The organism is Pseudomonas sp. S44 (assembly GCF_016624805.1).
Taxonomy (GTDB): domain Bacteria; phylum Pseudomonadota; class Gammaproteobacteria; order Pseudomonadales; family Pseudomonadaceae; genus Aquipseudomonas; species Aquipseudomonas machongensis.
Genome location: NZ_JACVTY010000033.1, coordinates 29,196 through 51,477 on the forward strand (window position 1 = coordinate 29,196; position 22,282 = coordinate 51,477).

The following is a 22,282-nucleotide window of genomic DNA, read 5'->3' on the forward strand; positions in this document are numbered from 1 at the left end:
CTGCGTAGCCGGGTTTGCCCCCGAATACCCCGCAGGCCGAACAGGATTGCTACACCCTGCCGCCCGGAATACAATGCGAACAATTCTTACTCCCACTCGCGTCATCGGACGCCGGAGTCACCTCGGTGTCCAGTGCCCTCTCCTCCACCGTCGAAGGCCTCTACCACGCTCACCACAACTGGCTGACCGGTTGGCTGCGCCGTCGCCTGGGCTGCCCGCAGAGCGCCGCCGACCTGGCCCAGGACACCTACGTGCGCTTGCTCCAGGCCCGCGAAGCGCCACAGTTGATCGAACCTCGGGCCTTTCTCGCCACCGTCGCCAAGCGCGTGCTGTGCAACCATTTTCGCCGTCAGGAGCTGGAGCGCGCCTACCTCGAAGCCCTGGCCCAGGTGCCGGAACGCCTGGCACCCAGCGAGGAAGACAAGGCGCTGATCTTCGAAACCCTGCTCGAACTCGACCGCCTGCTCGATGACCTGCCACCGCTGGTCAAGCGCGCCTTCCTGCTGGCCCAGGTCGATGGCCTGGGCCAAGCCGAGATCGGCCGTGAACTGGGTATCTCCCTGGCGACGGTCAAACGCTACCTGCACAAGGCAGCCCTGCGCTGCTATTTCGCCCTGTGAGCACAGGCATCTCACCCCAGGTTGCCGAGCAGGCGGTGCACTGGCTGATCGAATCACAGGGGGCCGATTTCGACCCGGCCCAGCAGCAGGCACTCGAACACTGGTTGCAGGCTGACGGCGAACACCAGCGCGCCTGGGCGCACATCCAGCAGGTCAACCAGCGGCTGCGTGGCGCGACCTCGCCCGTGGTGCACGCCACCTTGCAGGCACCGCCCTCCCCGGCCCGGCGTCGCGCGCTCAAGGCGTTACTGCTGGCGGGCGTGGCCAGTGCCACCGGGCTCGGATTGCAATCACACAATCCGTTGCCAGGGCTGATGGCCGATTACCGCAGCCCCGTGGGCCAGCGCCGACGCCTGCCGCTGGACGACGGCAGCCTGTTGCGACTGAACACCCGCAGCGCCGCCGATGTGCGGTTCGATGGGCAGCAACGTTACGTGCGCCTGCTCGAGGGTGAGTTGTCGCTGGACGTCGCCCGCGATACCCGCCCGCTGGTGTTGCGCAGCGACGATGGCAGCCTGCACCTCGACAGCGGCCGCTTCAACGTGCGTCAGTTCGAGGGCTACAGCCTGGTCTCGGTGTTCAGCGGCATGGCTCGGCTACAGGGCCAGGTGTTGCTCGCCGGTCAGCAAGCCCGCCTGGCAGCGGGCCATTGGCAAGGTATCGGCGCGCTGGATCGCAACATCGGCGCGTGGGTCGATGGAATGCTGGTGGTCTCGCAGATGCGCCTGGGCGAGTTTCTCGCCGAGCTTTCACGCTATCGCCACGGACAGCTGGGTTGCAGCGAGCAGGTCGCCGGGCTGCGGATTTCCGGGTCGTACCCACTGGATGACAGTGAGCGGATCCTGGAGATGCTGGAAGTCGCCTTGCCGGTACGGGTGCGGCGATTCACCCGGTACTGGGTCAAGGTCGAGGCGGTTTGAGCCAGTGCCGACAACTATTTTTCTTCCAACCTGAGCCATTTCGCTTCACTCGCGTGACAGAGCAGGCAGAACCCTCCTTACAGGACCCGACCCCATGCCCCTGCGCCCCACGCCGCTCGCCATCGCCCTGCTGTTCGCCACCAGCCTGAACTTCGCCCAGGCTGGCGAACCGCGCGCCTACCACATCGCCCCCGGCACCCTGGAAGACGCTCTCAACCAATTTGGCCGTGAAAGCGGGGCGCTGATTTCGTTCGGTTCCACCGTCACCCAAGGCTTGCGCAGCCCCGGGCTGGAAGGCCAGTACGACGTACAGCAAGGGCTGCAGGCATTGCTGCGTGGCAGCGGTCTGCAGGCACGCCAGGAGGCCGACAACGCCTATAGCCTGCAGCCGCTTGCCGCCTCCAGCAGCGATGCGGCGATCGAGCTGGGTGCCTCTACCGTGGTGGGCGACTGGCTGGCCGAGGCGCGCCAGGACAACGTCTTCGAGCATCCCGGCGCACGTGACGTGATCCGCCGCGAGGAGTTCGAGCGTAGCGGTGCCAACAGCGCCCGTGAGGTGCTCAACCGCATCCCCGGCGTCAATGCCCCGGAAAACAACGGTACCGGCAGCCACGACCTGGCACTGAACTTCGGCATTCGCGGCCTCAACCCGCGCCTGGCCTCGCGCTCCACGGTGCTGATGGACGGCATCCCGGTGCCCTTCGCCCCCTATGGCCAGCCACAGCTGTCACTGGCCCCGCTGAGCCTGGGCAACATGGATGCGGTGGATGTGGTACGCGGCGGCGGCGCAGTGCGCTACGGCCCGCAGAACGTCGGCGGCATCGTCAACTTCGTCACCCGCGCCATCCCCGAGGAAGCGACCTTCAAGGCCGCCATGCAGAACCAGATCAGCCCCTCGTCCAGCCACGACGGTTTCAAGAACAGCGCCAACCTGCTGGTCGGCGGCACCAACGACAACGGCCTGGGCGGCGCCCTGCTCTACTCCGGCACCCGCGGCGGCGACTGGCGAGAACACAGCGACACGCAGATCGACGACCTGATCCTCAAGGGCAAGCTGCAACTGGACGAAGCCAACAGCCTGCACGCCATGGCCCAGTACTACGAGGGCGAGGCCGACATGCCCGGCGGCCTGAGCAAGGCGGCGTTCGATGAAGACCCGTACCAGTCGACCCGTCTGAAGGACAAGTTCTGGGGTCGCCGCACCCTGGTCAACGTCGGCTACGACTACAAGCAGGACGATCGCCAGTTCAGCGTCAACAGCTTCTTCACCAAGACCCTGCGCAGCGGCTACCTCGACCAGGGCAGCTTCGTCTCGCTTTCGCCACGCGAATACTGGGTACGTGGCATCGAGACCCGCTTCTCGCAAGGTGTGGCACTGGGCGACAGCTGGCACGAACTGGGCGTGGGCTACCGCTACATCAACGAGGCCGGCCACGAACTGCGCTTCCGCGAACCGGTGACCGGCAACCTGCCGACCACCGCCAGCCGCAACGACCGCGACACCCGTGGCGCCACCGAAGCCCACGCGATCTACCTGGACGACCGCATCGACATCGGCCGCTGGACCATCACCCCCGGCATCCGCTACGAGATGATCGACTCCGAGCAAAGCAACAAGCTCAGCAATCAGCGTTACCAAGGCAGCTACAACACCGCATTGCCGGCACTGAATGTCATGTACCACCTGACCGACACCTGGAACCTCTACGCCAACACCGAGGGCTCGTTCGGCAGCGTGCAGTACAGCCAGATGCCCAACCGCGTCAGCAGCGGTGAAGTGAAACCGGAAAAGGCGCGCACCTGGGAAGTCGGTACCCGCTACGACAGCGGCGACCTGCAGGCAGAGATCGGCGCCTTCCTGATCAACTTCGACAACCAGTACGAAAGCAACCAGACCAACGATTCGGTGATCGCCCGCGGCGAAACCCGCCACCAGGGTATCGAGACCAGCGTGCGCTACGCCCTCGACGGCCTGAGCCCGACGCTGGCCGGTTTCGATGTGCACGCCAGCTACGCCTTCGTCGACGCCACCATCCGCGAAGACGGCCCGAACAAGGGCAACCAGGTGCCGTTCTCCTCGCGCCACAAGGGCACGCTGGGGCTTGGTTACACCGAAGGACCATGGCAGTTGAACCTGGATGGCAGCTTCCAGAGCAGCCAGTACGCCGACAATGCCAACACCGCGAGCGAAAGCGCCGATGGCAGCACCGGACGGATTCCGGGCTACATGCTGGTCAGCACTCGCGCCGGGTACGACTTCGGGCCGCAGCTGTCGAACCTGAAGGTGGCGGTGGGGGTGAAGAACCTGTTCAACCGCGAGTACTACACCCGTTCGTTCGACGACAACAACAAGGGCAAGTACGTGGGCGAGCCGCGCACGCTGTATGTGCAGACTTCGGTAGCATTTTGAGGATGGACACTTGGGAGCGGCCTTGTGCGCTACCAGCCCGTGCACGGTCCTCGGCATCGGTACGGTACCTGTAGGAGCGGGCTTGCCCGCGAAAAAGACACCGCGCTGTCTGGCACGGGCTGCGCCCGTATTCGCGGGACAAGCCCGCTCCCACAAGGGGATTGGGCTGGTCTGTAGATTTTGAACAAGACAGTCGCTCCTGCAGCAACAGTGTCAACCTTACGAATTGCTACAAAAAATTTATCGAAAAAGGGGCTTGAATTCGGCGCGCCAATCCCTGACCTTAGAGTCAAGAGGCGGAGCTTTCCCCAAGGGCCTCAAGGGCCTAGGCACGCCTCCACGCGAGCAAGCTGAATAAGGATTGAATCATGCAAATCCAGGTCAACAGCAGCAACCATATCGACAGCAGCAGCCGTCTGAACGAATGGGTCCGCAGTACGCTGGAAAGCACGCTGCAGCGCTACGAGGACGACCTCACCCGCATCGAGGTCCACTTGCGTGACGAGAACGGCGACAAGCCCGGCCCGCATGACAAACGCTGCCAAATGGAGGCTCGCCCCAAAGGTCATCAACCGATTTCCGTCAGCCATACCGCCACCTCGCTGGACCATGCGATCGACGGTGCGGCCAGCAAGCTGAACAATGCGCTGGAACATTTCTACGGCAAGCTGCGCAGCAAGCGCAGCGTGGTGCAGCACACTGAAGAAGAGTGATCGGTGACACACAGACGCCCGGTGCCTGGCACCGGGCGTTTTCGTTTCCAGGGTTTCGGGCCGGGGCAGGCCACAGAACTCATCATTTGATCAACGTCGCTGAACCATCTCCACGGTCTCCCGGTCAATCGGTGAACATTCTTTGCAGATGCCAGCCCATGACCAATCCCTTCGACCTCATCAGCGACGCCTTCGCCCCGTACTATCGGGTCAACCTGAGCATCGAGCGGCTCGACGGCAGCATCATGCTGACCCTCTCCAACGATACCGGCGTGGTCGCCAAGCGACTGATCAGCGCCGCCCAACGCAACGACCCTGTACGCCTGCGCCGAGTGGTGGACAGCATTCGCCTGGGGCTGGCCATCGAACAAGGGGAAGATGCCCTGCAGGTGCTGGCGGCGATGACCGACAGCGCCGGACGCGATCGGGTCTGGCGGGGGGCCGGGATCGCTCGATAGACCAGTGTCGATCTCTTCGCTCCCACAGGAAAGGAGCGAAGAGGTCAACACACGCCTCATCACTGCGGAAAGACAACCTCCCGCACTTGCACCGCACGCGGGATCAAGCGGTTTGCAAAGAACAGATCGGCAATCCGCTGCTGGGTTTCGATCGCCGCGGCATCCAGCGGGCGGATCGGCGCGTTGTAGCGATGCTCGAAATACAGCTCCACCACTTCACGCTTGAGCCCCAGCACCTTGGTCATGCCGTCGATGCTCTGCTCACGCTGCTCGACCGAAATCTTCTGCGCCTGGCGCAACGCCTCCAGCACCTTGTCGATGGTCGCACCGTACTGCTCGGTGAACGGCCGGCTGGCAATGTAGTAGGTGCCGCTGGGATGCACGTCCTCACCGGTGTTCAGGGTGCGGGCGCTGCCATCGAGCAAGGCGGCCGCGTAGTAAGGATCCCAGATCACCCAGGCATCCAGCTTGCCCTGCTCGAAGGCCGGGCGGGCATCGGCGGCCGGCAGGTAGACCAGCTCGACATCGCTCAGCTGCAAGCCCGCCTTGATCAGGCTCTTGAGCAGCAGACTGTGGGCGCTCGAGCCTTTCTGCAAGGCGATGCGCTTGCCCTTGAGATCCGCCAGTGTCCTGGCCGGGCTGCTGCTCGGCACGATGATCGCCTCGCTGCGACCGTCGCTGGGCTCGATACCGATGTAGCGCAACGGAATACCCGCCGCCTGGGCGAAAATCGGCGGAATGTCACCAATGTTGCCCACGTCCAGGCTGCCGCCGTTGAGCGCCTCGATCAGTTGCGGCCCACCGGGGAACTCGATCCACTGCACCTGGGTGCCAGGCAACGCCTGTTCGAGCAGGCGATGCTCGCGGGCCAGGACCATGTTCACCGAACTCTTCTGGTAGCCGATACGCAGCACCTGCGGATCGGCCGCGAGGGCCAGGGTGCTGCCCAGCGCCAGCAACAGGGTGACAAGCATACGCACGATCATTTCAGGTTCTCCTTGACCTTGGCGGCCACATCGGCCGGTAACCAGGCGCTCCACACCTGGGGCTGTTCACGCAGGAACGCTTCGGCGACCACACGCGGATCCAGGCGCTTCTCGGCCATGCGGGCGAGGGTCTGGTTGAGCAACGCCAGTGGCAGATCGACCTTGTCGAAGAACTGCACCAGCTCCGGGTAGCGCGCATGGAACGGCGCCGAGACGCCGATCGACAGGCGCGCCGGCAGCGAGCGCGTACCTCTGGGGTGCGCCTCGTTCGGGTTGGACAGGGTCTTCCAGGCCTCGGCATCGAAGGCCGGCTCTTCCAGTTGGACCAGTTTGTAGCGGCCCAGCAGCGGGGTCGGCGACCAGTAGTAGAACAGCACCGGCTTGCCGCGACGGATCTGTGCGGACACTTCGGCATCCAGTGCAGCACTGGAGCCGGAGCGGAAGTTGACGAAACTGTCGGCCAGGCCATAGGCCTTGAGCTTCTGGCTGTTGACGATCTCCGAGGTCCAGCCGGTCGGGCTGTTCAGGAAGCGCCCCTGTTGCGGCGACTCGGGGTCACGGAACACATCCTTGTAGCGAACAAGGTCGGTCACCGACTTCAGCCCCGGCGCCACGGCCTCGATACCGCGCTCAGGATCGCCCTTGATCACGTATTCCGGCACCCACCAACCTTCGCTGGCGCCCTTGACCGTGTCGCCGAGGGCGATCACCTTGCCTTCGGCTTCGGACTTGATCCACAGCGGACTGCGCCCGGCCCACTCTTCACCGATCACCTGGATGTCATCCTTGGCCAGGGCCGCCTCCAGGCTGACCGTGCTGCCCGGCAGGGTGTCGGTCGGATAACCGTAGCCCTTCTCGACCAGCGTACGCAGGATCTCGGTGATCAGGCTGCCGCTTTCCCAGGTGAGCGCGCCGAAATGGATCGGGGCTGGTGGGCTGGCCGCCAGCAACGGCTGGCTGGCCAGGCCCAGGGCGAGCAGCGCGCCGCCCAGGAGTTTCTTCATCGCAGTCATGTGCAGTCTCGTTGTCGATCAAAAGTCGTAGCTGAGCCGGGTGTAGTAGAACGCCCCTTCCGGTGCCGACGGCGCCAGGTAGCTGTACTGCTGGCCCGGGGTCTGGCGCAGGCGGGTGTTGAAGTCATCCGGCTTGCTGTCGAACAGGTTGTTGGCGCCTACCGAAACGCGCAGTTGCTTGGTGAACGCGTAATTGACGTCCAGGTCGGTGATCCACTGGGCCGAGAAGGTCTGGTCATACTGTGCGTTGGTCGCCGAGGCTGCGTACTTGCGGTACTCGCCGTAGCGGGTCTGGGTCAGGCTGACGGTCCATGGGCCGTAGGTGTGCGTGGCGCCAAGGATCAGTTTGTCCTCGGGATAGCCATGTTCGAGGAAGCCCTGGGCCTCGCGGGTCAGCACGTCGAAACCGAAGGGGTTGCCATGGATCTTCTCGATGGTGGTGCGCGCCTTGGTGTAGCCGGCGGTCAGCGCCAGGTCGCCATAGCGGTCCAGGCCCAGGTTGTACTTGCCGACGATGTCCACGCCACGGGTACGGGTGTTGGCGGCGTTGGTCATGAACTGCGCCCAGCTGTACTGGCCGAAGCCTGCAGCGGTGAGGATGCGTTCGGCGTCCGGGCCGGAAATGCCGCCGCTGTAGAGCAGGCGGTCGCGGATATCGATCTGGTAGGCATCGATGGTCAGCGACGCCTGCTCGGTCGGGCGCAGCACCAGGCCCAGCGAGTAGTTGGTGGATTTTTCCGGTTTGAGCGACTCCGCGCCCAGGGCCTGGGCCGCCGGATGATCGACGGGCAGGATGCGGGTCAGCACCGGATTGCCATTGACGTCGACGTTGGTGGTGGTGGTCCAGGAGGTACCGATCTGGCCGAGGGTCGGCGCACGGTAGGCGCTGTTCAGGGTGCCGCGCAGGCCGACCTGCGGGGTGAACTCGTAACGCGCCGAAAGCTTGCCGGTGGTGGCCGAACCGAAGTCTGAGTAATGCTCGCTGCGCCCGGCCAGGCCTACCTGGAATTTGTCGGTGACCTGGTTTTCCAGGCCGAAATACACCCCGCCCACCTCACGTTTGTAGGTGCCGGCATCGTCCGGTGTCAGGCCCGAAGCCTGCACCCCACCCACCTGCACCCCGTCGATGCCGCCGAACGAGTAGGAGCTGAAATCGCCCGGTTGCAGTTCGTACTGCTCGCGACGGTAGGCCACGCCCGCCGATACCGTCAGCGGATGGGTCGACCAGGCCACGCCCACGTCACGGGCGTAGTCGACGGCCAGGTTGGTCTGGCTGTTGATCAGCGTGGCAATGTCGAACTTGGTCGGGCTGTTCACGCCATAGCTGGGGTTGAGGGTGTCGAACGCCACTTCGTCATGCTTGTCGCGGCCATAGGTGGCGCTGATGTCCAGGCGTCCGATGGCCTCGTCCTCGAAGCGCGAGCCGACGGTGACCGAGGCGTCTTCGTAGCGGAAGCGGTACTTGGGGATGGTGCCCTCGGGGTACAGCGCCTGCACGTTGTTGGGGTTGTCGCGCAACAGCGGCGGGGTGTTGTTGATCGACTTGTCCTGGCCATAGGTGGCGAAGCTGTACAGCCGCCACTGGTCGTTCAGGCCGACCTCGGCGTTGGCCGCCAGATTGAACTTGTCGCGGCTGGCCCCGCCCCAGCGGTGCTCCTGCAACTGGCCGTCGGCGATGTACTTGTCGCCGATGTCGGTGGGCTTGGCATTGACGCCGTTGAAGCTCAGGGTCAGGAAGCCGTCGCCCGGCAGACCCAGGCCATACCAGCCATCGACGTTCTTGCGAAAGCCATCGCCCTGCCCGTACTTGCCCAGTTGCGTGTTGATCTGCCCGCCGCTGTCGCGCTCCTTGAGCACGATGTTGATCACCCCGGCCACCGCGTCCGAGCCGTACTGCGCCGAAGCGCCATCGCGCAGGACCTCGACATGGTCGATGGCGCTGATGGGGATCATGTCCAGGTCGACCGGCTGGGCACCAATGAACGGCACCCCACCGGAGATGTTCACCACCGCCGAGGCATGCCGGCGCTTGCCATTGACCAGCACCAGGGTCTGGTCCGGCGACAAGCCGCGCAGCGAGGCACCTTTGGGGTTCTGGCCGCGGGTGGCGCTCTGGTTCTGCGGGAAGTTGAACGAGGGCAGCAACTGGAACAGCGCCTGGTTCAAGGTGGTGGCGCCGGTCTTGACCAGCTCCTGGCTGTCGATCACATCGACCGGCGCGGCGCTGGTCAGCGCGGTGGCGTCGCTGCGCCGGGTGCCAAGGGCAATCACGCGGTCAAGGGTAGGCGCCGCAGCAGCGCTGGCTTGCCCGGCCGGTCCGCTGGGCGCGCGCCGGGCGCTGGCGGCGGCGGTCTCGTCCTTGATGATGAAGGCGCCGCCCGGGCTGACCTGAAGCTGCAAGCCGGTGCCGCGCAGCGCGGCGTCGATGGCTTGCTGGGTGGTCAGGTCGCCCTCCACCGCCGAGGACGAGAAGCGTTCGACCTCCGGGGTGAAGGAGATCACCTGGCCGCTCTGGCGGCTGATGTCGAGCAGCACCTGGTCAAGCGGACCGGACTTGATGTGGTAGGCCTGTACCGGCTCGGCGGCCTGGGCGGTGCCGATCAGCAGGCCAAGCAACGGGCCGAGGGCCAGGGCATTGCGCTTGAAGCGCGAGTGAGTAGCAGTGGTCTTCTTCTGGATACGGCGCACAACGATTCCCCCCAAGGAATCCATGACGCTGCCCCCCTCGGCAGCGTTTACAGCAGTGGTGTGGCGCGGGCGCGCAGAATCTTGCAGATCGATTGGTTATGTCGTTAGAACCTGGAAAAGGCCGCCCGCGATCCTGGTTCACACCGCCCCGATACTCAGCCAATACTCCCCATGCCGGCTCACACGAATCGGCAAGGTCCGCGCCAGTGCTTCGAACACCAGCTCGCTCTGGTCGAGCCGAAACAGCCCGCTCACGCGCAATCCAGCCACCGCAGGATCCAGGCGCAGCACGCCGCGTCGATAGGGCCGCAACGCATCGACCACCTCGCTCAACGGGCTGTCGCGCACTTCCAGCAGACCATCGACCCACGCCCCTTCGCCTGGCCGCAACAGCTCAACCGAGGCAATGCTCACCCGGTCGAAATTCACCGCATGCCCCTTGCGCAACTGCACCCGATCACCACCCTGGCTGCTGATCTCCAGCACCCCGGCCAGTGCGCAGACCCGGCACTGCCCGGCACGCTCTGCCACCAGCAAGCGCGCCGATCGCGCACTGACCGTACTGCCCTCGATACGCACCAGAAACGGCCGCGACTCATCGACCACGGTCAGCAACCCCTCGCCACCGCGCCATTCGAGCACACGCAGTTGGCTGTCGAAGCGCACGTCGGCCTGGCTCTGGGCGTTGAGCACCAACTGGCTGCCATCGGGCAGGCTCAAGGTCTGACGTTCACCCGTACTGGTGCTCAAATCGGCCCCCAGGTGCAGGCCAGACATTGGGTTGCCGATCAAGCCCGCACCCACCACCACACCGGCCCCGAGCAAGGCACGCTGGAGGAAACGCCGACGCCCCGAAGGCGCTGCCAGGGCGCGCTGCACCACACGGCCGTCGACGCCCTGGCTACGCGGCACGTGGAACACCCCGAGGGTGTTCTCCAGGCGCTGGCACAGTTGCTCATGCCGCGGGTCGGCGCGACGCCAGGCCTGGAACGCCAGGTGATCACGCGCCTCGGCCTGGCCCGAACGCAGCAGCACCAGCCACTGGGTCGCCTGCTCGATCAGGTGTTGCTGCTCATCGGGGTCGCGCATGTCAGTCCAGGGAAAGTTTCAGGCAACGGTTGAAAGCCTTGGCCATGTAGTCGCTCACCGAGCGCTGGGAGATCCCCAGTTCAAGGGCGATCTGCGGATAGGTCAGGCCGTTGAGCTGCGACAGCAGGAAGGTCGCCTTGACCTTGGCCGGCAGGCCGTCGAGCAAGGTGTCGATGGCTTGCAACGCCTCGATCATCTGCGCATGGGCTTCGGGCGAAGGCGCCAGATGGTCGTCATCCTCGAGCAAGGCATCGAGGTAGGCGCGCTCCAGGTCGCGGCGGCGCCACAACTGGTACATCAGACGCTGGGCAATGGTGGTCAGCAGGGCGCGCGGCTGGCGGATCGGCTCCGGGACCGGCGCACTGAGCAGTTGCACGAAGGTGTCGGCGGCGATGTCCTCGGCGGCACCGTCGCCCAGGTGTCGGCGCAGGCGTCCGCACAGCCAGGGGTAGTGGCTGCGGAACAGACTGCCGACATATTCGCCATGAGGGTTTTCGCGACCGGACATGAGGCTTCCATCCAGGAGTGGATACAAAGAGGTCCGGTCGTCCGGTGAGCGCATCCTAGTCTGGCCGCTTATGCTTTAAAAATACTTAAAAGTGATTTTTATATTCCTTTTTCATTATTCGAGCGTGACTAAACCAAGCCGCTTCGCTTCGTCCTCGTAATCCAGCAGCACTTGGTAATCGTTCGTCGCGACCGGTAGCACCTGGTCGATGGCCAGGGCCTCGGCCACCGCCGGCAACTCGGCCAGGGCCTGGTTCATCGCGCGGCGAATCCACTCGGCCTCTTCGGCACTGCGCCAACCGGCAGTGATGTACGGCAGGCTCGGCCCCCAGGCGGTCTGGCCGAGGATGCGCAGGCCCTCGACCTCTTCACTGTGATCGCGCGCCAGGTAGCCGTAGGTGACGCTGTCGATGGCCGCCAGATCGCCTTGGCCCTCGCGCAGGGCGCGCATGCTGTTGCGGTGCCCACCGGTATGGCTGACCTGCGAGAAAAACCGCCCTTCACGCTGCAAGGGTGCCAGCGCGTGGCGCAGCAGGTTCATGCCGGAGTTGGAGTCCGGGCCGTTGACCAGCCCGTGGCTGTCGAAGAATGCCGCCAGGTCCTGGCGCGGATCATCCTCGCGCACCAGCAGCAGGCTGCAGTGCTGACCTTCGCGCACATATGGCAGGCGATAGCGTGGCTGCCCGACCACTCGTACCTGCCCACGCAGCGCGGTCATCAACGGGTAGCCGCAGGTCTGGCTGAGCAGCAATTGCGGCGAGCGCCAGACCTGCAGCAACGGCTGCGCACCCACCGCTTCACCCCGCGCATCGAGCAATAGAAGAATGCGCTGCAGCCAGGCAGCGCTGGCCTGGTTGATGCGCTCGGGGGCGACGTACATCGACAGGTCGACGAATCCCTGGGTCATGGCGTGGCTCCTGTTCAGGCGAAGGGGTGGCGTGGGCTGTCGATCGGCGCAAGGCCGTGGCGACGCAGCAGCGCCCCATAGCCCGGCACCAGAAAGTGCCCGCTGCGCAGCAGCCATTGCGCGCGGTGACGCTGGTAGACACGCGGGATGAAGTACCAGGGCAGCCCCGGAAGATCGTGGTGCACCAGGTGCAGGTTGTTGTTCAGGAACAGCAGCGACCAGAGGCGCCCGGCCTCGTTGATCACCGTGCGCTGCTCAGGCAACGGGTGCGGACGATGCTCGTAGAACGAACGCAGCATCGCCAGGCCAACGGCCGGCACGCCGACCAGGAACACGTAGTGCAGCACCGACAGTGCGCTGAACCGCGCAACCAACACCATCAGCAATACGCTGCACAGGCCGTGGGTCAGCCACATCAGCCAGGCCTGGCGATCACCGCGCCCCAGCCGCGCCAGCTCCTCGCGGGCCAGCCCGAACAGGCCCAGCGGCGCGCCGACCAGCACACGTCCGGGGACCGTCTTGCCCAGCCACAGCACCCCTCTGTGCCACCGGGCGCTGCGCTGCCAGTGCCGGTCGCTCAGGTAGCGGCTTTCAGGATCCAGGCCCGGCAAGGTGAGGTCGTGATCGCGGTGATGAATCAGGTGGCTGTCGCGATACAGGGTGTAGGGATACCAGAGGGCAAAGGGCGCGTAGCCGAGCAGCTTGTTCAGCCAGGGAAAACGGGTCGGGTGCCCGTGCAGCAACTCGTGCTGCAACGACAGCCACAGCACCAGCAGCGGAATCAGCAACAGGGTGGTCGGCCACACCCCCAGCGCATGGCTGAGCGGCAGCAGCGCCGTCCAGCCACCATAGACCACCGCCAGCAACAGCCAGGTCGGCCATTCGGTACGGCCGGTGAAAGTGCATTGAAGATGCTGCACGTCTTCGCGCTGGGCATCGTCGAGGTAATGGGGCATTGCGGCGTCCTGCGTGATCTCCGGTATAGGCTTGTGGCGTAACGCGGAGAAATCTTGCAGAACGATTGGTTATCAAAACCCCTTTCAACGAAATATTTGCCTATAAGGCAGGGCAAGCCGACACCGCTTGCCCAAGTCGCTGCCGGATGGGTCAGACCTTGCCGTCGTCCATATCCTTGCCGTTGGCATCGATCGCCCGTGTCGACGGGTAGCGGTACGAGGCAAAGCGCACCACCAGGATCGCGAAGGCCAGCAGCAGGATGCCGCCACACACGTACAGCAAGCCAACGTCCGGCGCCTTGTGGTGCGAGACATCGCCGATCAGCAGGCGTGTCAACGCGGTGATCGCCACGTACAGCAGGAAGCGGATCGGCATGTGGTTGGTCTTGAAGTAGATCCCCACCATGGCTCCCAGCTCGAGGTAGATGAACAGCAGCAGGATGTCATCGACACTGATGCCACCCTTCTCCAGCATCTCGATGAAGGTCGCCACGGCGGCATAGGCCGTGATCGCACCGATGCCGAACAGGGCCAGGTAATGGAACGACTCGACGAACAGATTTCCCAGTGCGTCGGCGGGCGCATGCAGGCCCTTGCGCAGCTTTTCTGGCCATTTGGATTTCACGATGCAGGATTCCTCGATACGACATGAAGGATGATGCGCCACCGATGTGACGCTTGTGACATGCAGTTAAAGGGCCAGGCCCTGTACTTGGAAGGCGACCGATTGCCGCAAGGCACCTATGGACTAGGCTTCGGCGAGAGCATCGGGGCAAATCAGAACGCCACTATCCGATTGCCAAAGAATCCGCTATGCTCAATACTGTATAAAAATACAGTTGTCGTCCAACCCACATACACAAAAGGCACAGAGGTGATGAATGGCCGTCGAAGTGGTGTACCGCAGCAGCCGCGACCCGGAGCGCTTGTTCATGGATAAGGCCGAAGCAGACCGTCACGACAAGATGCTCGAGCTGGCCGAACGGCTGGCCGAAGTACTGCAAAAGGCCGTGCCGTCGCTGAGCGAGCAGCAAGTCGAAGAAGCGGGCATCTACATGGCCAAGAACCGCGACGTGTTCGCCCGGGCATTCAAGAGCCAGCCCGATGCGCTGGCCGAGCTGCTCGAAGGCGAGGCAGCGGAATAAGGCACCTGCCGCAGCGTCTGCGACTCCTGTACATCGGGGCGTGGATGCTGGAGCCAGCGCTCGCTCAACCGTACAACAGCCGCTCCGCCAGCATCTGCGCCACACGCGCAGGCGAGCGCTTCTCGGCCTGGGCATGGGCGAATACCTCGGTCAGACGCGTAGGGATACGCGCCAGATGCGCGGTGATGGTGCTCAGGTCAGCGCCTCGGTGTGTCAACGCCACGTAGATCAGCCCACCGGCATTGATCACGTAGTCCGGGGCATACAGAATCCCGCGGCTCTCTAGCTGATCGGCCACCTGCAAGGTGGTCAACTGATGATTGGCGGCGCCGGCCACCGCCGCGCAACGCAACTTCATCACACTCTGGCCGCTGAGCACCGGCCCTACCCCGCAGGGCGCGAAGATATCGCAGGGCGTGCTGATCAGCGCATCGTTGGTCACCGGATGTGCTCCGAACTGCTCCACCGCCAGCCTCACCCGCCCCGGGTCAAGGTCGCTGACCAGCAACTCCGCCCCTGCCGCATGCAACTGCTCCGCCAGTGCATAACCCACATTGCCCAGCCCTTGCACCGCCACGCGCAACCCTTCGAGATTGTCGCTACCCAGCCGTGCCATCGAGGTGGCGCGAATACCGGCGAACACGCCCATGGCCGCGTGCGGCGAGGGATCGCCCGAGGCCGTGGTGCTGGTGACATGAGGGGTGGACTGGGCGATGCAGTCCATGTCCAGCGTCGAGGTGCCGCTGTCCACGGCAGTGATGAAACGCCCTTGCAGGCTGTCGACGAAACGCCCGAATGCCTCGAACAGCGCCGCGCGGTTTTCCACATGGGGGTTGCGTACGATTACCGCCTTGCCACCGCCCAGCGCCAGCCCGGCCAGGGCAGCCTTGTAGCTCATGCCCTGGGCCAGGTGAATGGCATCGCTCATCGCACTTTCATCGTCGGCGTACGGCAGGTAGCGACAGCCCCCCATGGCTGGCCCCAGTTGCTCGCTATGAATCGCCACCACGGCTTTCAAGCCAGTGGCGGGGTCGTTCCACAGGTGCAGGGACTGGGTACGGGTGCTTTGCATGAGCGCGAACATCGACGGGCTCCCCACAAGGTGCTCACATCAGTATAGGCAGCCGGCGACTGTCCAGGGCCTGGGCGGACCACTGGACGAATCGGTGCGCCGGGGCTAAAAATCTAGTGTGTGTGGAGAAGTCCGATGAACCCACGTAAAGCCTGCCTGGCCTGTCTCGACCGCATTCCGGTCGCCCTGTTGGAAGCCACCCTCTGGATCGCCGCCGAGCATGATCGCGAGGTCGATCCCGCCGCCTGTCTTGCGCAACTGCACGACCTGCATCGGGAAATCAACGCGCGCCTGCCAATGCTGCCCGTCGGCGAGCTCGCCCAGCCATTGCTGCGCCAACTCAACGCCCTGGGTTTCCAGCAGGACGAATACCATCCGCTACGTCCGCAAGCGGCGCTGATGGACAAGGTGCTGCAGCGCCGTCGAGGCCAGCCGCTGCTGCTGGCGATCCTCGCACTGGAAATGGCCCAGCGCCTGTCGATCCCACTGGAGGGGGTGAACTTCCCTGGCCACTTCCTGTTGCGCGTACCCGGCGCCGATCACCTGCTCGACCCCTGCGGCGGTCGACGCCTGTACCCCGCAGATTGCCGCGAACTGCTCAACCGCCAATACGGCCCGCACATGACCCTGACTGCCGAGCACCTGCACAGCGCCAGCCCGATGCAGATGCTGCAGCGCCTGTCGCGCAACCTGCGCCAACTGCACAGCAGCAACGATAACGACCTGGCTGCGCTGATCGACGCAGAACGGGTGATGCAACTGGGACCAGTGCAGGTCGCCGACTACCTGGCCCGCGCCACCCTCTACCAGCACCTGGACTGCCCCCAGGCCGAGCGCTTCGACCTGGAGCACGCACTGCTGTTGAGCGACGATCCGGTGCAACGCCTCAAGCTGGGTGAGCGCCTCGCCCAATTGCCTTCGACAAACCGTTCAATCCACTAGCGCATCGACCTTGGCCGCCTGCGCATCAGCCTGCTTGCCCGGCGCACGCACCTGGCTGATCAGCAGGGCCGCGATCACTGCCGGAATCGCACAGAAGAAGAAAATCCACTCCACCGGCATGTGCATGGCCAGCAGCAGGCTGCCGAACAACGGCCCGAGGATCGAACCGAAGCGCCCGACGCCCAGCGCCCAGCCGGCGCCGGTCGCACGAACCTGAGCCGGGTAGAAGTTGCTCACGAAGGCATTGAGTGTCAGTTGTCCGCCGATGATGCAGAAACCTGCAGCGAACACGCTTGGCACCAGCCAGCGCGGATCAGCGTGGTTCAACCCGACCAGCACGCTGAAGACCGCAGCGCCCACCAGGACCGCCGCCAGCAACCTGGCCTTGTTGGCCATGCGATCGGCGCACCAGGCCAGGCAGATCGCGCCGAAGGTCCCGGCAAACAGGAACAGCGAAGTCACCAGGTTGGCTTGCTTGAGCGCCAGCCCGCTCTCCAGCAACAGCGACGGCAGCCAGCTGATCATGAAATACAGCAGGATCAGGCTGACGAAGAAGGTCCCCCAGATGAGCAGCGTCGGCCGGGCGAAGCCATCGCGGAACAAGCCCAATACGGTCAGTTTGTCTGCCGCCGGCTCATCCACCGCAAGCTGTGCCGCCGGCACTTGCCAGCCGGGTAGCACGCGCGCTGCCAGGCGTTGCAGACGGGCGTAGGGAGGTGCATCGCGCAACAGCCGGGGCAAGGACTCGGGCAGGAACATCACCAGGAAGGGGAACAACAGCAGCGGCGCCACGCCACCGGCCAGAAACACCGCCTCCCAACCGAACCTTTCGATGAAGCCTGCCGCGACGAAGCCACCCGCCGCGCCGCCGAGGGAGAAACCGCAGGCCGCGAGGGTCACCATCAAGGTGCGCAGGCGCGGCGGTGCATAATCGGCCATCAGCGCCATCGCGCTGGGCATCGCCCCGCCCATGCCGATACCGCATAAAAAGCGCGCCAGCATCAGGCTGTTCAACGAGGTGGAAAACACCATCAGCAGGGTCAGGCTCGCGTACAGCAGCACGCACCACAGCAGCACCCTGCGCACGCCGAAGCGATCGGCCAGTGGGGTGACGGCGAGCGAGCCCAGTGTCAGCCCCAGCAGGTTGGCGCTGAACACCGGTCCGAACGCCGCCTTCTCCAGGCCCCAGTCCTGGGCCAGGGCCGGAATCACGTAGCCCAGCACCTGGGCGTCATAGCCGTCGGTCACCAACAACAGGATCAACAGCGCCAGCAAGCGCCATTGGTAGGAGGACACAGGACGCCCATCGAGGGCCGCGCGAAAGCTGGCTATCTGGTTGTGCATCGCAAGGTACCGGGTTGTTTTTGTTGTGGGGTGCGAAGCAGCGTCGGCGCTGTGGGAACGGGATTGCCCGCACAAAGACCGACGCCGTGCTCAGGGCGTATCCGGCTGGTTCGCCGGGTGCGCCTTGACGAAGGCTGGATGCTGCCCAGCCAGGGCGGCGACCCGACGAATACGCGGGTAGCCCTCCAGATCCACGTTGAACCGTTCGGCCGCGTACAACTGCGGCATCAGGTACACATCCGCCAGCCCCGGCGTATCGCCAAAGCAGAAACCCTGGTCGCCGATCAGTTGCTCCACTGCCGCCAGCCCCTGGCCGATCCAGTAGGCGATCCACTGGTTGACCTGGGTTTCATCGTGCCCCAGCTGACGCAACTGGTTGAGCACGCTGACGTTGTGCAGTGGATGCACGTCGCAACCGATGATCGCCGCGACCCCACGCACCTGTGCCCGAGCGTCCTCGCCCTGGGGCAAGAGCGGCGTGTCGGGGAAGCGCTCTTCCAGGTACTCGATGATCGCCGGCGACTGCACCAGCAATTCGCCGCTGTCCGTGCGCAGCGCGGGCACCCGCCCCTGGGGGTTGAGCGCCAGGTAGTCCGCAGCACGGTGCTCGCCCTTGAGCAGGTTGACCGGCCGGGCCTGATAATCCAGGCCCTTGAGCGCCAAGGCGATGCGCACCCGGTAAGAGGAGGTGGAACGGAAGTAGGTGAACAGCTCCATCGCCCTGCCCTCTCAGTTGGTTCCGACCACCGTGCCACGGCATTCGCCGAAACCGATGCTGGCAACGCCATCGCGCACGCAACGCGCACGCAGGATGATTTCGTCGCCGTCCTCGAGGAACTTGCGCACCTCACCACTGGCCAGTTGTACCGGTTGCTTGCCGCCTTCGGTGATCTCCAACAGGCTGCCGAACGAACCCGGCACAGCCCCGGACAGCGTGCCCGAGCCGAACAGGTCACCGGCTTGCAACTGGCATCCGTTGACACTGTGGTGCGCCACCATCTGTGCCACGGTCCAGTACATGCTGCGGGTGTTGCTCAGGGTGAGGCGGTGCGCCGGCAGGCCCTCGTCACGCATGCGCTCGGTCAGCAACAGCACTTCCAGTTCGATGTCGAAGGCGCCGGCGGCCTGGTCACGTTTGTCGAGCAGGTAAGACAAGGGCTGCGGATCGCCTTCCGGGCGTGCGGGTTGCGCACAGCGGAACGGCTCCAGCGCCTCGGCGGTCACCACCCACGGCGAGACGCTGGTGATGAAGCTCTTGGACAGGAACGGCCCCAGCGGCTGGTACTCCCAGGCCTGGATATCACGCGCGGACCAGTCGTTGAGCAGGCAGAAGCCGGCCACGTGCTCGGCTGCATCACCGATTGCGATCGGCTGCCCCATGTCATTGCCCTGACCGATCCAGATACCCAGCTCCAGCTCGTAGTCCAGCCGCGCACACGGGCCGAAACTCGGCTCGGTCTGCCCGGCCGGGAGCGTCTGGCCCTTGGGGCGGCGCACATCGGTGCCGGAGGGGCGCAAGGTCGAGGCGCGGCCGTGATAGCCGATCGGCACGTGCTTGTAGTTGGGCAGCAGCGGATTGTCTGGGCGGAACAGCTTGCCGACGTTCTTGGCGTGCTCGATACCGACGTAGAAGTCCGTGTAGTCACCGACCCGGGCCGGCAAGTGCAGGGTGCATTCGCCAGCCGGATGCAACGCCGCTTGCAACACGGCCCGATGCTCGCTGTGCTCGCCGAGCAGAACCTGCAAGCGCTCGCGCAGGGCCACACGGGCTGGGCGGCCGAGGGCGAAGAAGGCGTTCAGGGCGCCGCCGCGGGTAGCCTCGACAGCAGCCTTGGCCGCCCCCTCGAACACACCGGCGGCGAGTGCGGCCTCCAGGTCGAGGATGGCGTCGCCGATGGCCACGCCGCAGCGTGGCGCCTGGCCCGGGCGACTGAAGATGCCCAGCGGCAGGTTCTGCAGCGGGAAGTCGCGGTGCCCGTTGGCGTGTTCGACCCAGCTACGGGCAATGGCGGTCTGGTTCATCGGTCATCTCCGGTTCGGATTGAAGGTGCTTGGCAGCGTTGCCCAGCAACTGTCGTAGTCGGCCTGCAATTGCGGGCTCTCGAGGGCCTGCTGGCTCGGACGCAGCACCTGGCTGGTCTCGAACATGAAGGCCATGGTGTGGTCGATCTTGTGCGGCGCCAGCTCGGCGGCGATCGCCTTGTCGCAGGTTTCGGCGTCTGGCCCGTGGGCGCTCATCACCCCATGCAGCGACGCGCCACCCGGCAGGAAGCCCTCGGCCTTGGCATCGTAGGCGCCGTCGATCAGGCCCATGAACTCGTTCATCAAGTTGCGGTGGAACCACGGGGGACGGAAGGTGTTCTCGGCCACCATCCAGCGCGGCGGGAAGATCACGAAGTCCATGTTGGCCAGGCCGTGCACGCTGGTGGGCGAGGTCAGCACGGTGAAGATCGAGGGGTCCGGATGGTCGAAGCTGACCGTGCCGAGGGTGTTGAAGCGGCGCAGGTCGTACTTGTAAGGCACGTTGCTGCCGTGCCAGGCCACCACGTCCAGCGGCGAATGCTGCAGTTGGCAGGCCCAGTGCTCGCCAAGGAACTTCTGCACCAGTTGCACCGGGCCTTGGGTTTCTTCGTAGTGCGCGACCGGGGTGAGGAAGTCGCGTGGGTTGGCCAGGCCATTGCTGCCGATCGGCCCGAGGTCAGGGAGGCGTAGCGGCGCGCCGTGGTTCTCGGCGATGTAGCCGCGTGCCTGGCCATCAGGCAGCTCGACGCGGAACTTCATGCCGCGCGGAATCACCGCGATCTCCAGCGGCCCGACCTGCAGCACGCCCAGTTCGGTGGCAATGCGCAGTCGCCCCTGCTGTGGCACCAGCAGCAACTCGCCGTCGGCATTGAAGAACACCCGCTCCATGGAGCGATTGGCGCCGTAGATATAGATGCTCACCCCGGCCGGTTTGTCAGCGGCCGCATTGGCCACCATGGGCAACCAGCCCTCGATGAAGTCGGTCGGGTCGGACGGGATTGGCTGCGGGTTCCAGCGCAGGCGATTGGGGTTCGCCGCAGCGAGCGGGCCGGCCAGGGGCTGACGCGCCAGGCGCTCGAAGCGCGGGTGCAGCGCAGAGGGGCGGATACGGTACAGCCAGGTGCGCCTCAGTTCGCTGCGCGCCATGGTGAAGGCGGTACCCGACAGCAACTCGGCGTACAGCCCATAGGGTGCTTTCTGTGGAGAGTTCTGCCCGACCGGCAGTGCACCGGGCAAGGCTTCACTGGCGAATTCGTTGCCGAAGCCGCTCAGGTAGCTGAGTTCGGGGGAGGTGTCGCGGGTCATCGGGGCCTCCAGGCTCGGTGGAGCCATTGACGGCAGAGAGCTGCAGCCCCGAATCGGCGGATGGACCGACCACTGCCAGGGGACACACAGCACATCTGAATTTATATTTATCGTAATCCGATTACGAATAACGTAATTTGCTCGGCAAGAGGCGTCAAGCTATAAAGTCGGCCAGAATGAATCCCGGAAGCGTCTTACGATGTCCAGAGACAAAACTGCAGCTGACAACAGCAAACAGAAGGTCCGTTCCGCTGAAGTCGGCACCGACATCCTCAAGGCGCTGGCCGAACTGTCGCCCTCCACCTCGCTGTCGCGCCTGGCCGAACATGTGCAGATGCCCGCCAGCAAGGTTCATCGCTACCTGCAGGCCTTGATCGCCAGTGGTTTCGCCGAGCAGGATGCGGCGACCAATCACTACGGGCTCGGGCGCGAAGCCTTGCGCGTGGGGATGGCGGCGCTGGGCAGCATCGATGTGCTGAAGGTCGCGGCCCTGCCGCTGTCGCACCTGCGCGACGCGCTCAACGAGAGCTGCTTCATCGCCGTGTGGGGTAACCAGGGCGCAACCGTGGTGAACATCGAGCCTGCGGTGCGCGCCGTGACGGTGGTGACCCAGATCGGCTCGGTGCTGCCACTGCTGAGTTCATCCACCGGACTGGTATTCGCCGCTCACCTGCCAGAGCGGGAAACCATCGAGTTGCGCGACCGCGAACTGGCCGCACGGGGGCAACAGGTCGAGCACTACGTGGACCTGTTCACGCAGATCCGCACACGCGGCCTGCACCATGTTCACGGTTTGCTGATGCCGGGGGTGGATGCGTTGTCGGCGCCGGTGTTCAACGCCATGGGCCAGATTGCAGCGGTGATGACGGTCGTTGGCCCGACGTCGATCTTCCATGCCGATGAAGATGGCCCGGCCGCCCGGCAATTGCTGAGCGCGGCGCGCACTGTCAGTTGGCGGATGGGCTACGAAGCCTGAGATGGAACGGGGTTTCACGGCCCTGCACTGTCGTGATGCGGCCTGACTGTTTTTGGCGCACTTTTACCCGAAACGTAAAGGTGAATGTCACCCAGGGCTATTTTTCCCGTGGGATCAGCGGCTTATTCTGTTTTCACTGGCTGGCGCGAAAGGCACTCCCCCGTCGTTCGGGCCGCCACGTGTGAACGACGTTGATTTTGAAGCTCCTT

General features: G+C 64.7%; 21 protein-coding genes. 8 read left to right on the top strand and 13 right to left on the bottom strand.

Features of this window, described 5'->3' with window-relative positions:
* The first annotated feature begins 125 nt into the window (after positions 1-125).
* The 5 genes from IAE40_RS21300 to IAE40_RS21320 all read left to right on the top strand — a co-directional run bounded on the left by IAE40_RS21300 (position 126) and on the right by IAE40_RS21320 (position 5,121).
* Complete coding sequence (locus IAE40_RS21300; RefSeq protein WP_063543115.1) at positions 126-620, top strand: sigma-70 family RNA polymerase sigma factor; 495 nt, start codon at positions 126-128, stop codon at positions 618-620.
* Complete coding sequence (locus tag IAE40_RS21305; RefSeq protein ID WP_054893495.1) at positions 617-1,540, top strand: FecR domain-containing protein; 924 nt, start codon at positions 617-619, stop codon at positions 1,538-1,540. Before IAE40_RS21300 ends, IAE40_RS21305 begins: the two co-directional genes overlap by 4 nt.
* Positions 1,541-1,634: 94 nt before the next feature.
* On the top strand, positions 1,635-3,950 hold the full coding sequence (fecA, locus tag IAE40_RS21310) for a TonB-dependent Fe(3+) dicitrate receptor FecA (RefSeq protein ID WP_200603817.1): 2,316 nt from the start codon (positions 1,635-1,637) through the stop codon (positions 3,948-3,950).
* A 368-nt stretch (positions 3,951-4,318) separates the two neighbouring features.
* Positions 4,319-4,663: an HPF/RaiA family ribosome-associated protein gene (locus IAE40_RS21315; protein ID WP_054893497.1), complete on the top strand. Its 345-nt coding sequence runs from the start codon at positions 4,319-4,321 to the stop codon at positions 4,661-4,663.
* Between the two features lie 158 nt (positions 4,664-4,821).
* Positions 4,822-5,121, top strand: a complete 300-nt coding sequence (locus tag IAE40_RS21320) for a DUF3509 domain-containing protein (RefSeq protein WP_063543109.1) — start codon at positions 4,822-4,824, stop codon at positions 5,119-5,121.
* A 59-nt stretch (positions 5,122-5,180) separates the two neighbouring features.
* Here the strand turns inward: IAE40_RS21320 and IAE40_RS21325 are convergent, their stop codons facing one another.
* The 8 genes from IAE40_RS21325 to IAE40_RS21360 form a co-directional block, all read right to left on the bottom strand.
* Positions 5,181-6,107: an aliphatic sulfonate ABC transporter substrate-binding protein gene (locus IAE40_RS21325; protein ID WP_200603818.1), complete on the bottom strand. Its 927-nt coding sequence runs from the start codon at positions 6,105-6,107 to the stop codon at positions 5,181-5,183.
* Positions 6,104-7,120 carry an ABC transporter substrate-binding protein gene (locus IAE40_RS21330; protein WP_200603819.1) on the bottom strand — a complete coding sequence of 339 codons (1,017 nt, stop codon included), beginning with the start codon at positions 7,118-7,120 and terminating at the stop codon, positions 6,104-6,106. Before IAE40_RS21330 ends, IAE40_RS21325 begins: the two co-directional genes overlap by 4 nt.
* Before the next feature lie 18 nt (positions 7,121-7,138).
* On the bottom strand, positions 7,139-9,808 hold the full coding sequence (locus tag IAE40_RS21335; RefSeq protein WP_442798266.1) for a TonB-dependent receptor domain-containing protein: 2,670 nt from the start codon (positions 9,806-9,808) through the stop codon (positions 7,139-7,141).
* 138 nt (positions 9,809-9,946) lie between these two features.
* Positions 9,947-10,897, bottom strand: coding sequence for a DUF4880 domain-containing protein (locus IAE40_RS21340; RefSeq protein ID WP_200603821.1), 951 nt, complete (start codon positions 10,895-10,897; stop codon positions 9,947-9,949).
* Position 10,898: 1 nt separating this feature from the next.
* Positions 10,899-11,405, bottom strand: coding sequence for a sigma-70 family RNA polymerase sigma factor (locus tag IAE40_RS21345; RefSeq protein ID WP_054893502.1), 507 nt, complete (start codon positions 11,403-11,405; stop codon positions 10,899-10,901).
* 114 nt (positions 11,406-11,519) lie between these two features.
* Positions 11,520-12,311 carry a phosphate/phosphite/phosphonate ABC transporter substrate-binding protein gene (locus tag IAE40_RS21350; RefSeq protein WP_200603822.1) on the bottom strand — a complete coding sequence of 264 codons (792 nt, stop codon included), beginning with the start codon at positions 12,309-12,311 and terminating at the stop codon, positions 11,520-11,522.
* 14 nt (positions 12,312-12,325) lie between these two features.
* On the bottom strand, positions 12,326-13,267 hold the full coding sequence (locus tag IAE40_RS21355; RefSeq protein ID WP_200603823.1) for a fatty acid desaturase: 942 nt from the start codon (positions 13,265-13,267) through the stop codon (positions 12,326-12,328).
* A gap of 151 nt (positions 13,268-13,418) precedes the next feature.
* Positions 13,419-13,892 (bottom strand): phosphate-starvation-inducible protein PsiE, encoded by a 474-nt coding sequence (locus IAE40_RS21360; RefSeq protein WP_054893505.1) that lies wholly within the window; start codon positions 13,890-13,892, stop codon positions 13,419-13,421.
* Positions 13,893-14,148: 256 nt separating this feature from the next.
* On the opposite strand from IAE40_RS21360, the gene IAE40_RS21365 reads away from it, so the two are divergent.
* The gene (locus IAE40_RS21365; protein WP_054893506.1) at positions 14,149-14,412 is read left to right on the top strand and encodes a YebG family protein; all 264 of its coding nucleotides are present in this window, start codon (positions 14,149-14,151) and stop codon (positions 14,410-14,412) included.
* A gap of 64 nt (positions 14,413-14,476) precedes the next feature.
* Here the strand turns inward: IAE40_RS21365 and IAE40_RS21370 are convergent, their stop codons facing one another.
* Entirely contained in the window at positions 14,477-15,496 is a 1,020-nt protein-coding gene (locus IAE40_RS21370) for a Glu/Leu/Phe/Val dehydrogenase family protein (RefSeq protein ID WP_153772699.1), read from the bottom strand.
* 123 nt (positions 15,497-15,619) lie between these two features.
* Between IAE40_RS21370 and IAE40_RS21375 the strand changes: the two genes are divergently transcribed.
* Positions 15,620-16,426, top strand: coding sequence for a SirB1 family protein (locus IAE40_RS21375; RefSeq protein WP_153772700.1), 807 nt, complete (start codon positions 15,620-15,622; stop codon positions 16,424-16,426).
* On the opposite strand, the gene IAE40_RS21380 is transcribed toward IAE40_RS21375, so the two are convergent.
* The 4 genes from IAE40_RS21380 to hmgA all read right to left on the bottom strand — a co-directional run bounded on the left by IAE40_RS21380 (position 16,415) and on the right by hmgA (position 21,097).
* Positions 16,415-17,770: an MFS transporter gene (locus IAE40_RS21380; RefSeq protein WP_197892854.1), complete on the bottom strand. Its 1,356-nt coding sequence runs from the start codon at positions 17,768-17,770 to the stop codon at positions 16,415-16,417. The genes IAE40_RS21375 and IAE40_RS21380 overlap by 12 nt on opposite strands.
* A gap of 90 nt (positions 17,771-17,860) precedes the next feature.
* A complete protein-coding gene (gene maiA / locus IAE40_RS21385; protein WP_197892852.1) occupies positions 17,861-18,487 on the bottom strand; it encodes a maleylacetoacetate isomerase in 627 nt (208 codons plus the stop codon).
* 12 nt (positions 18,488-18,499) lie between these two features.
* Positions 18,500-19,792 (bottom strand): fumarylacetoacetase, encoded by a 1,293-nt coding sequence (gene fahA, locus IAE40_RS21390; RefSeq protein WP_197892850.1) that lies wholly within the window; start codon positions 19,790-19,792, stop codon positions 18,500-18,502.
* 3 nt (positions 19,793-19,795) lie between these two features.
* Positions 19,796-21,097 carry a homogentisate 1,2-dioxygenase gene (gene hmgA, locus IAE40_RS21395; RefSeq protein WP_125930706.1) on the bottom strand — a complete coding sequence of 434 codons (1,302 nt, stop codon included), beginning with the start codon at positions 21,095-21,097 and terminating at the stop codon, positions 19,796-19,798.
* A 199-nt stretch (positions 21,098-21,296) separates the two neighbouring features.
* Here hmgA and IAE40_RS21400 point away from each other — a divergent pair, with 199 nt between their 5' ends.
* Positions 21,297-22,073, top strand: coding sequence for an IclR family transcriptional regulator (locus IAE40_RS21400; RefSeq protein ID WP_153772518.1), 777 nt, complete (start codon positions 21,297-21,299; stop codon positions 22,071-22,073).
* The last annotated feature ends 209 nt before the right edge of the window (positions 22,074-22,282 follow it).

What these genes read in the sequence shown, in the direction of transcription:
- fecA (WP_200603817.1), top strand. Translation starts at nt 1,635, where the DNA reads ATGCCCCTGCGCCCCACGCCGCTCGCCATCGCCCTGCTGTTCGCCACC.
- IAE40_RS21315 (WP_054893497.1), top strand. Translation starts at nt 4,319, where the DNA reads ATGCAAATCCAGGTCAACAGCAGCAACCATATCGACAGCAGCAGCCGT.
- IAE40_RS21320 (WP_063543109.1), top strand. Translation starts at nt 4,822, where the DNA reads ATGACCAATCCCTTCGACCTCATCAGCGACGCCTTCGCCCCGTACTAT.
- IAE40_RS21325 (WP_200603818.1), bottom strand. Translation starts at nt 6,107, where the DNA reads ATGATCGTGCGTATGCTTGTCACCCTGTTGCTGGCGCTGGGCAGCACC.
- IAE40_RS21330 (WP_200603819.1), bottom strand. Translation starts at nt 7,120, where the DNA reads ATGACTGCGATGAAGAAACTCCTGGGCGGCGCGCTGCTCGCCCTGGGC.
- IAE40_RS21340 (WP_200603821.1), bottom strand. Translation starts at nt 10,897, where the DNA reads ATGCGCGACCCCGATGAGCAGCAACACCTGATCGAGCAGGCGACCCAG.
- IAE40_RS21345 (WP_054893502.1), bottom strand. Translation starts at nt 11,405, where the DNA reads ATGTCCGGTCGCGAAAACCCTCATGGCGAATATGTCGGCAGTCTGTTC.
- IAE40_RS21350 (WP_200603822.1), bottom strand. Translation starts at nt 12,311, where the DNA reads ATGACCCAGGGATTCGTCGACCTGTCGATGTACGTCGCCCCCGAGCGC.
- IAE40_RS21355 (WP_200603823.1), bottom strand. Translation starts at nt 13,267, where the DNA reads ATGCCCCATTACCTCGACGATGCCCAGCGCGAAGACGTGCAGCATCTT.
- IAE40_RS21365 (WP_054893506.1), top strand. Translation starts at nt 14,149, where the DNA reads ATGGCCGTCGAAGTGGTGTACCGCAGCAGCCGCGACCCGGAGCGCTTG.
- IAE40_RS21370 (WP_153772699.1), bottom strand. Translation starts at nt 15,496, where the DNA reads ATGTTCGCGCTCATGCAAAGCACCCGTACCCAGTCCCTGCACCTGTGG.
- IAE40_RS21375 (WP_153772700.1), top strand. Translation starts at nt 15,620, where the DNA reads ATGAACCCACGTAAAGCCTGCCTGGCCTGTCTCGACCGCATTCCGGTC.
- IAE40_RS21380 (WP_197892854.1), bottom strand. Translation starts at nt 17,770, where the DNA reads ATGCACAACCAGATAGCCAGCTTTCGCGCGGCCCTCGATGGGCGTCCT.
- maiA (WP_197892852.1), bottom strand. Translation starts at nt 18,487, where the DNA reads ATGGAGCTGTTCACCTACTTCCGTTCCACCTCCTCTTACCGGGTGCGC.
- fahA (WP_197892850.1), bottom strand. Translation starts at nt 19,792, where the DNA reads ATGAACCAGACCGCCATTGCCCGTAGCTGGGTCGAACACGCCAACGGG.
- hmgA (WP_125930706.1), bottom strand. Translation starts at nt 21,097, where the DNA reads ATGACCCGCGACACCTCCCCCGAACTCAGCTACCTGAGCGGCTTCGGC.
- IAE40_RS21400 (WP_153772518.1), top strand. Translation starts at nt 21,297, where the DNA reads ATGTCCAGAGACAAAACTGCAGCTGACAACAGCAAACAGAAGGTCCGT.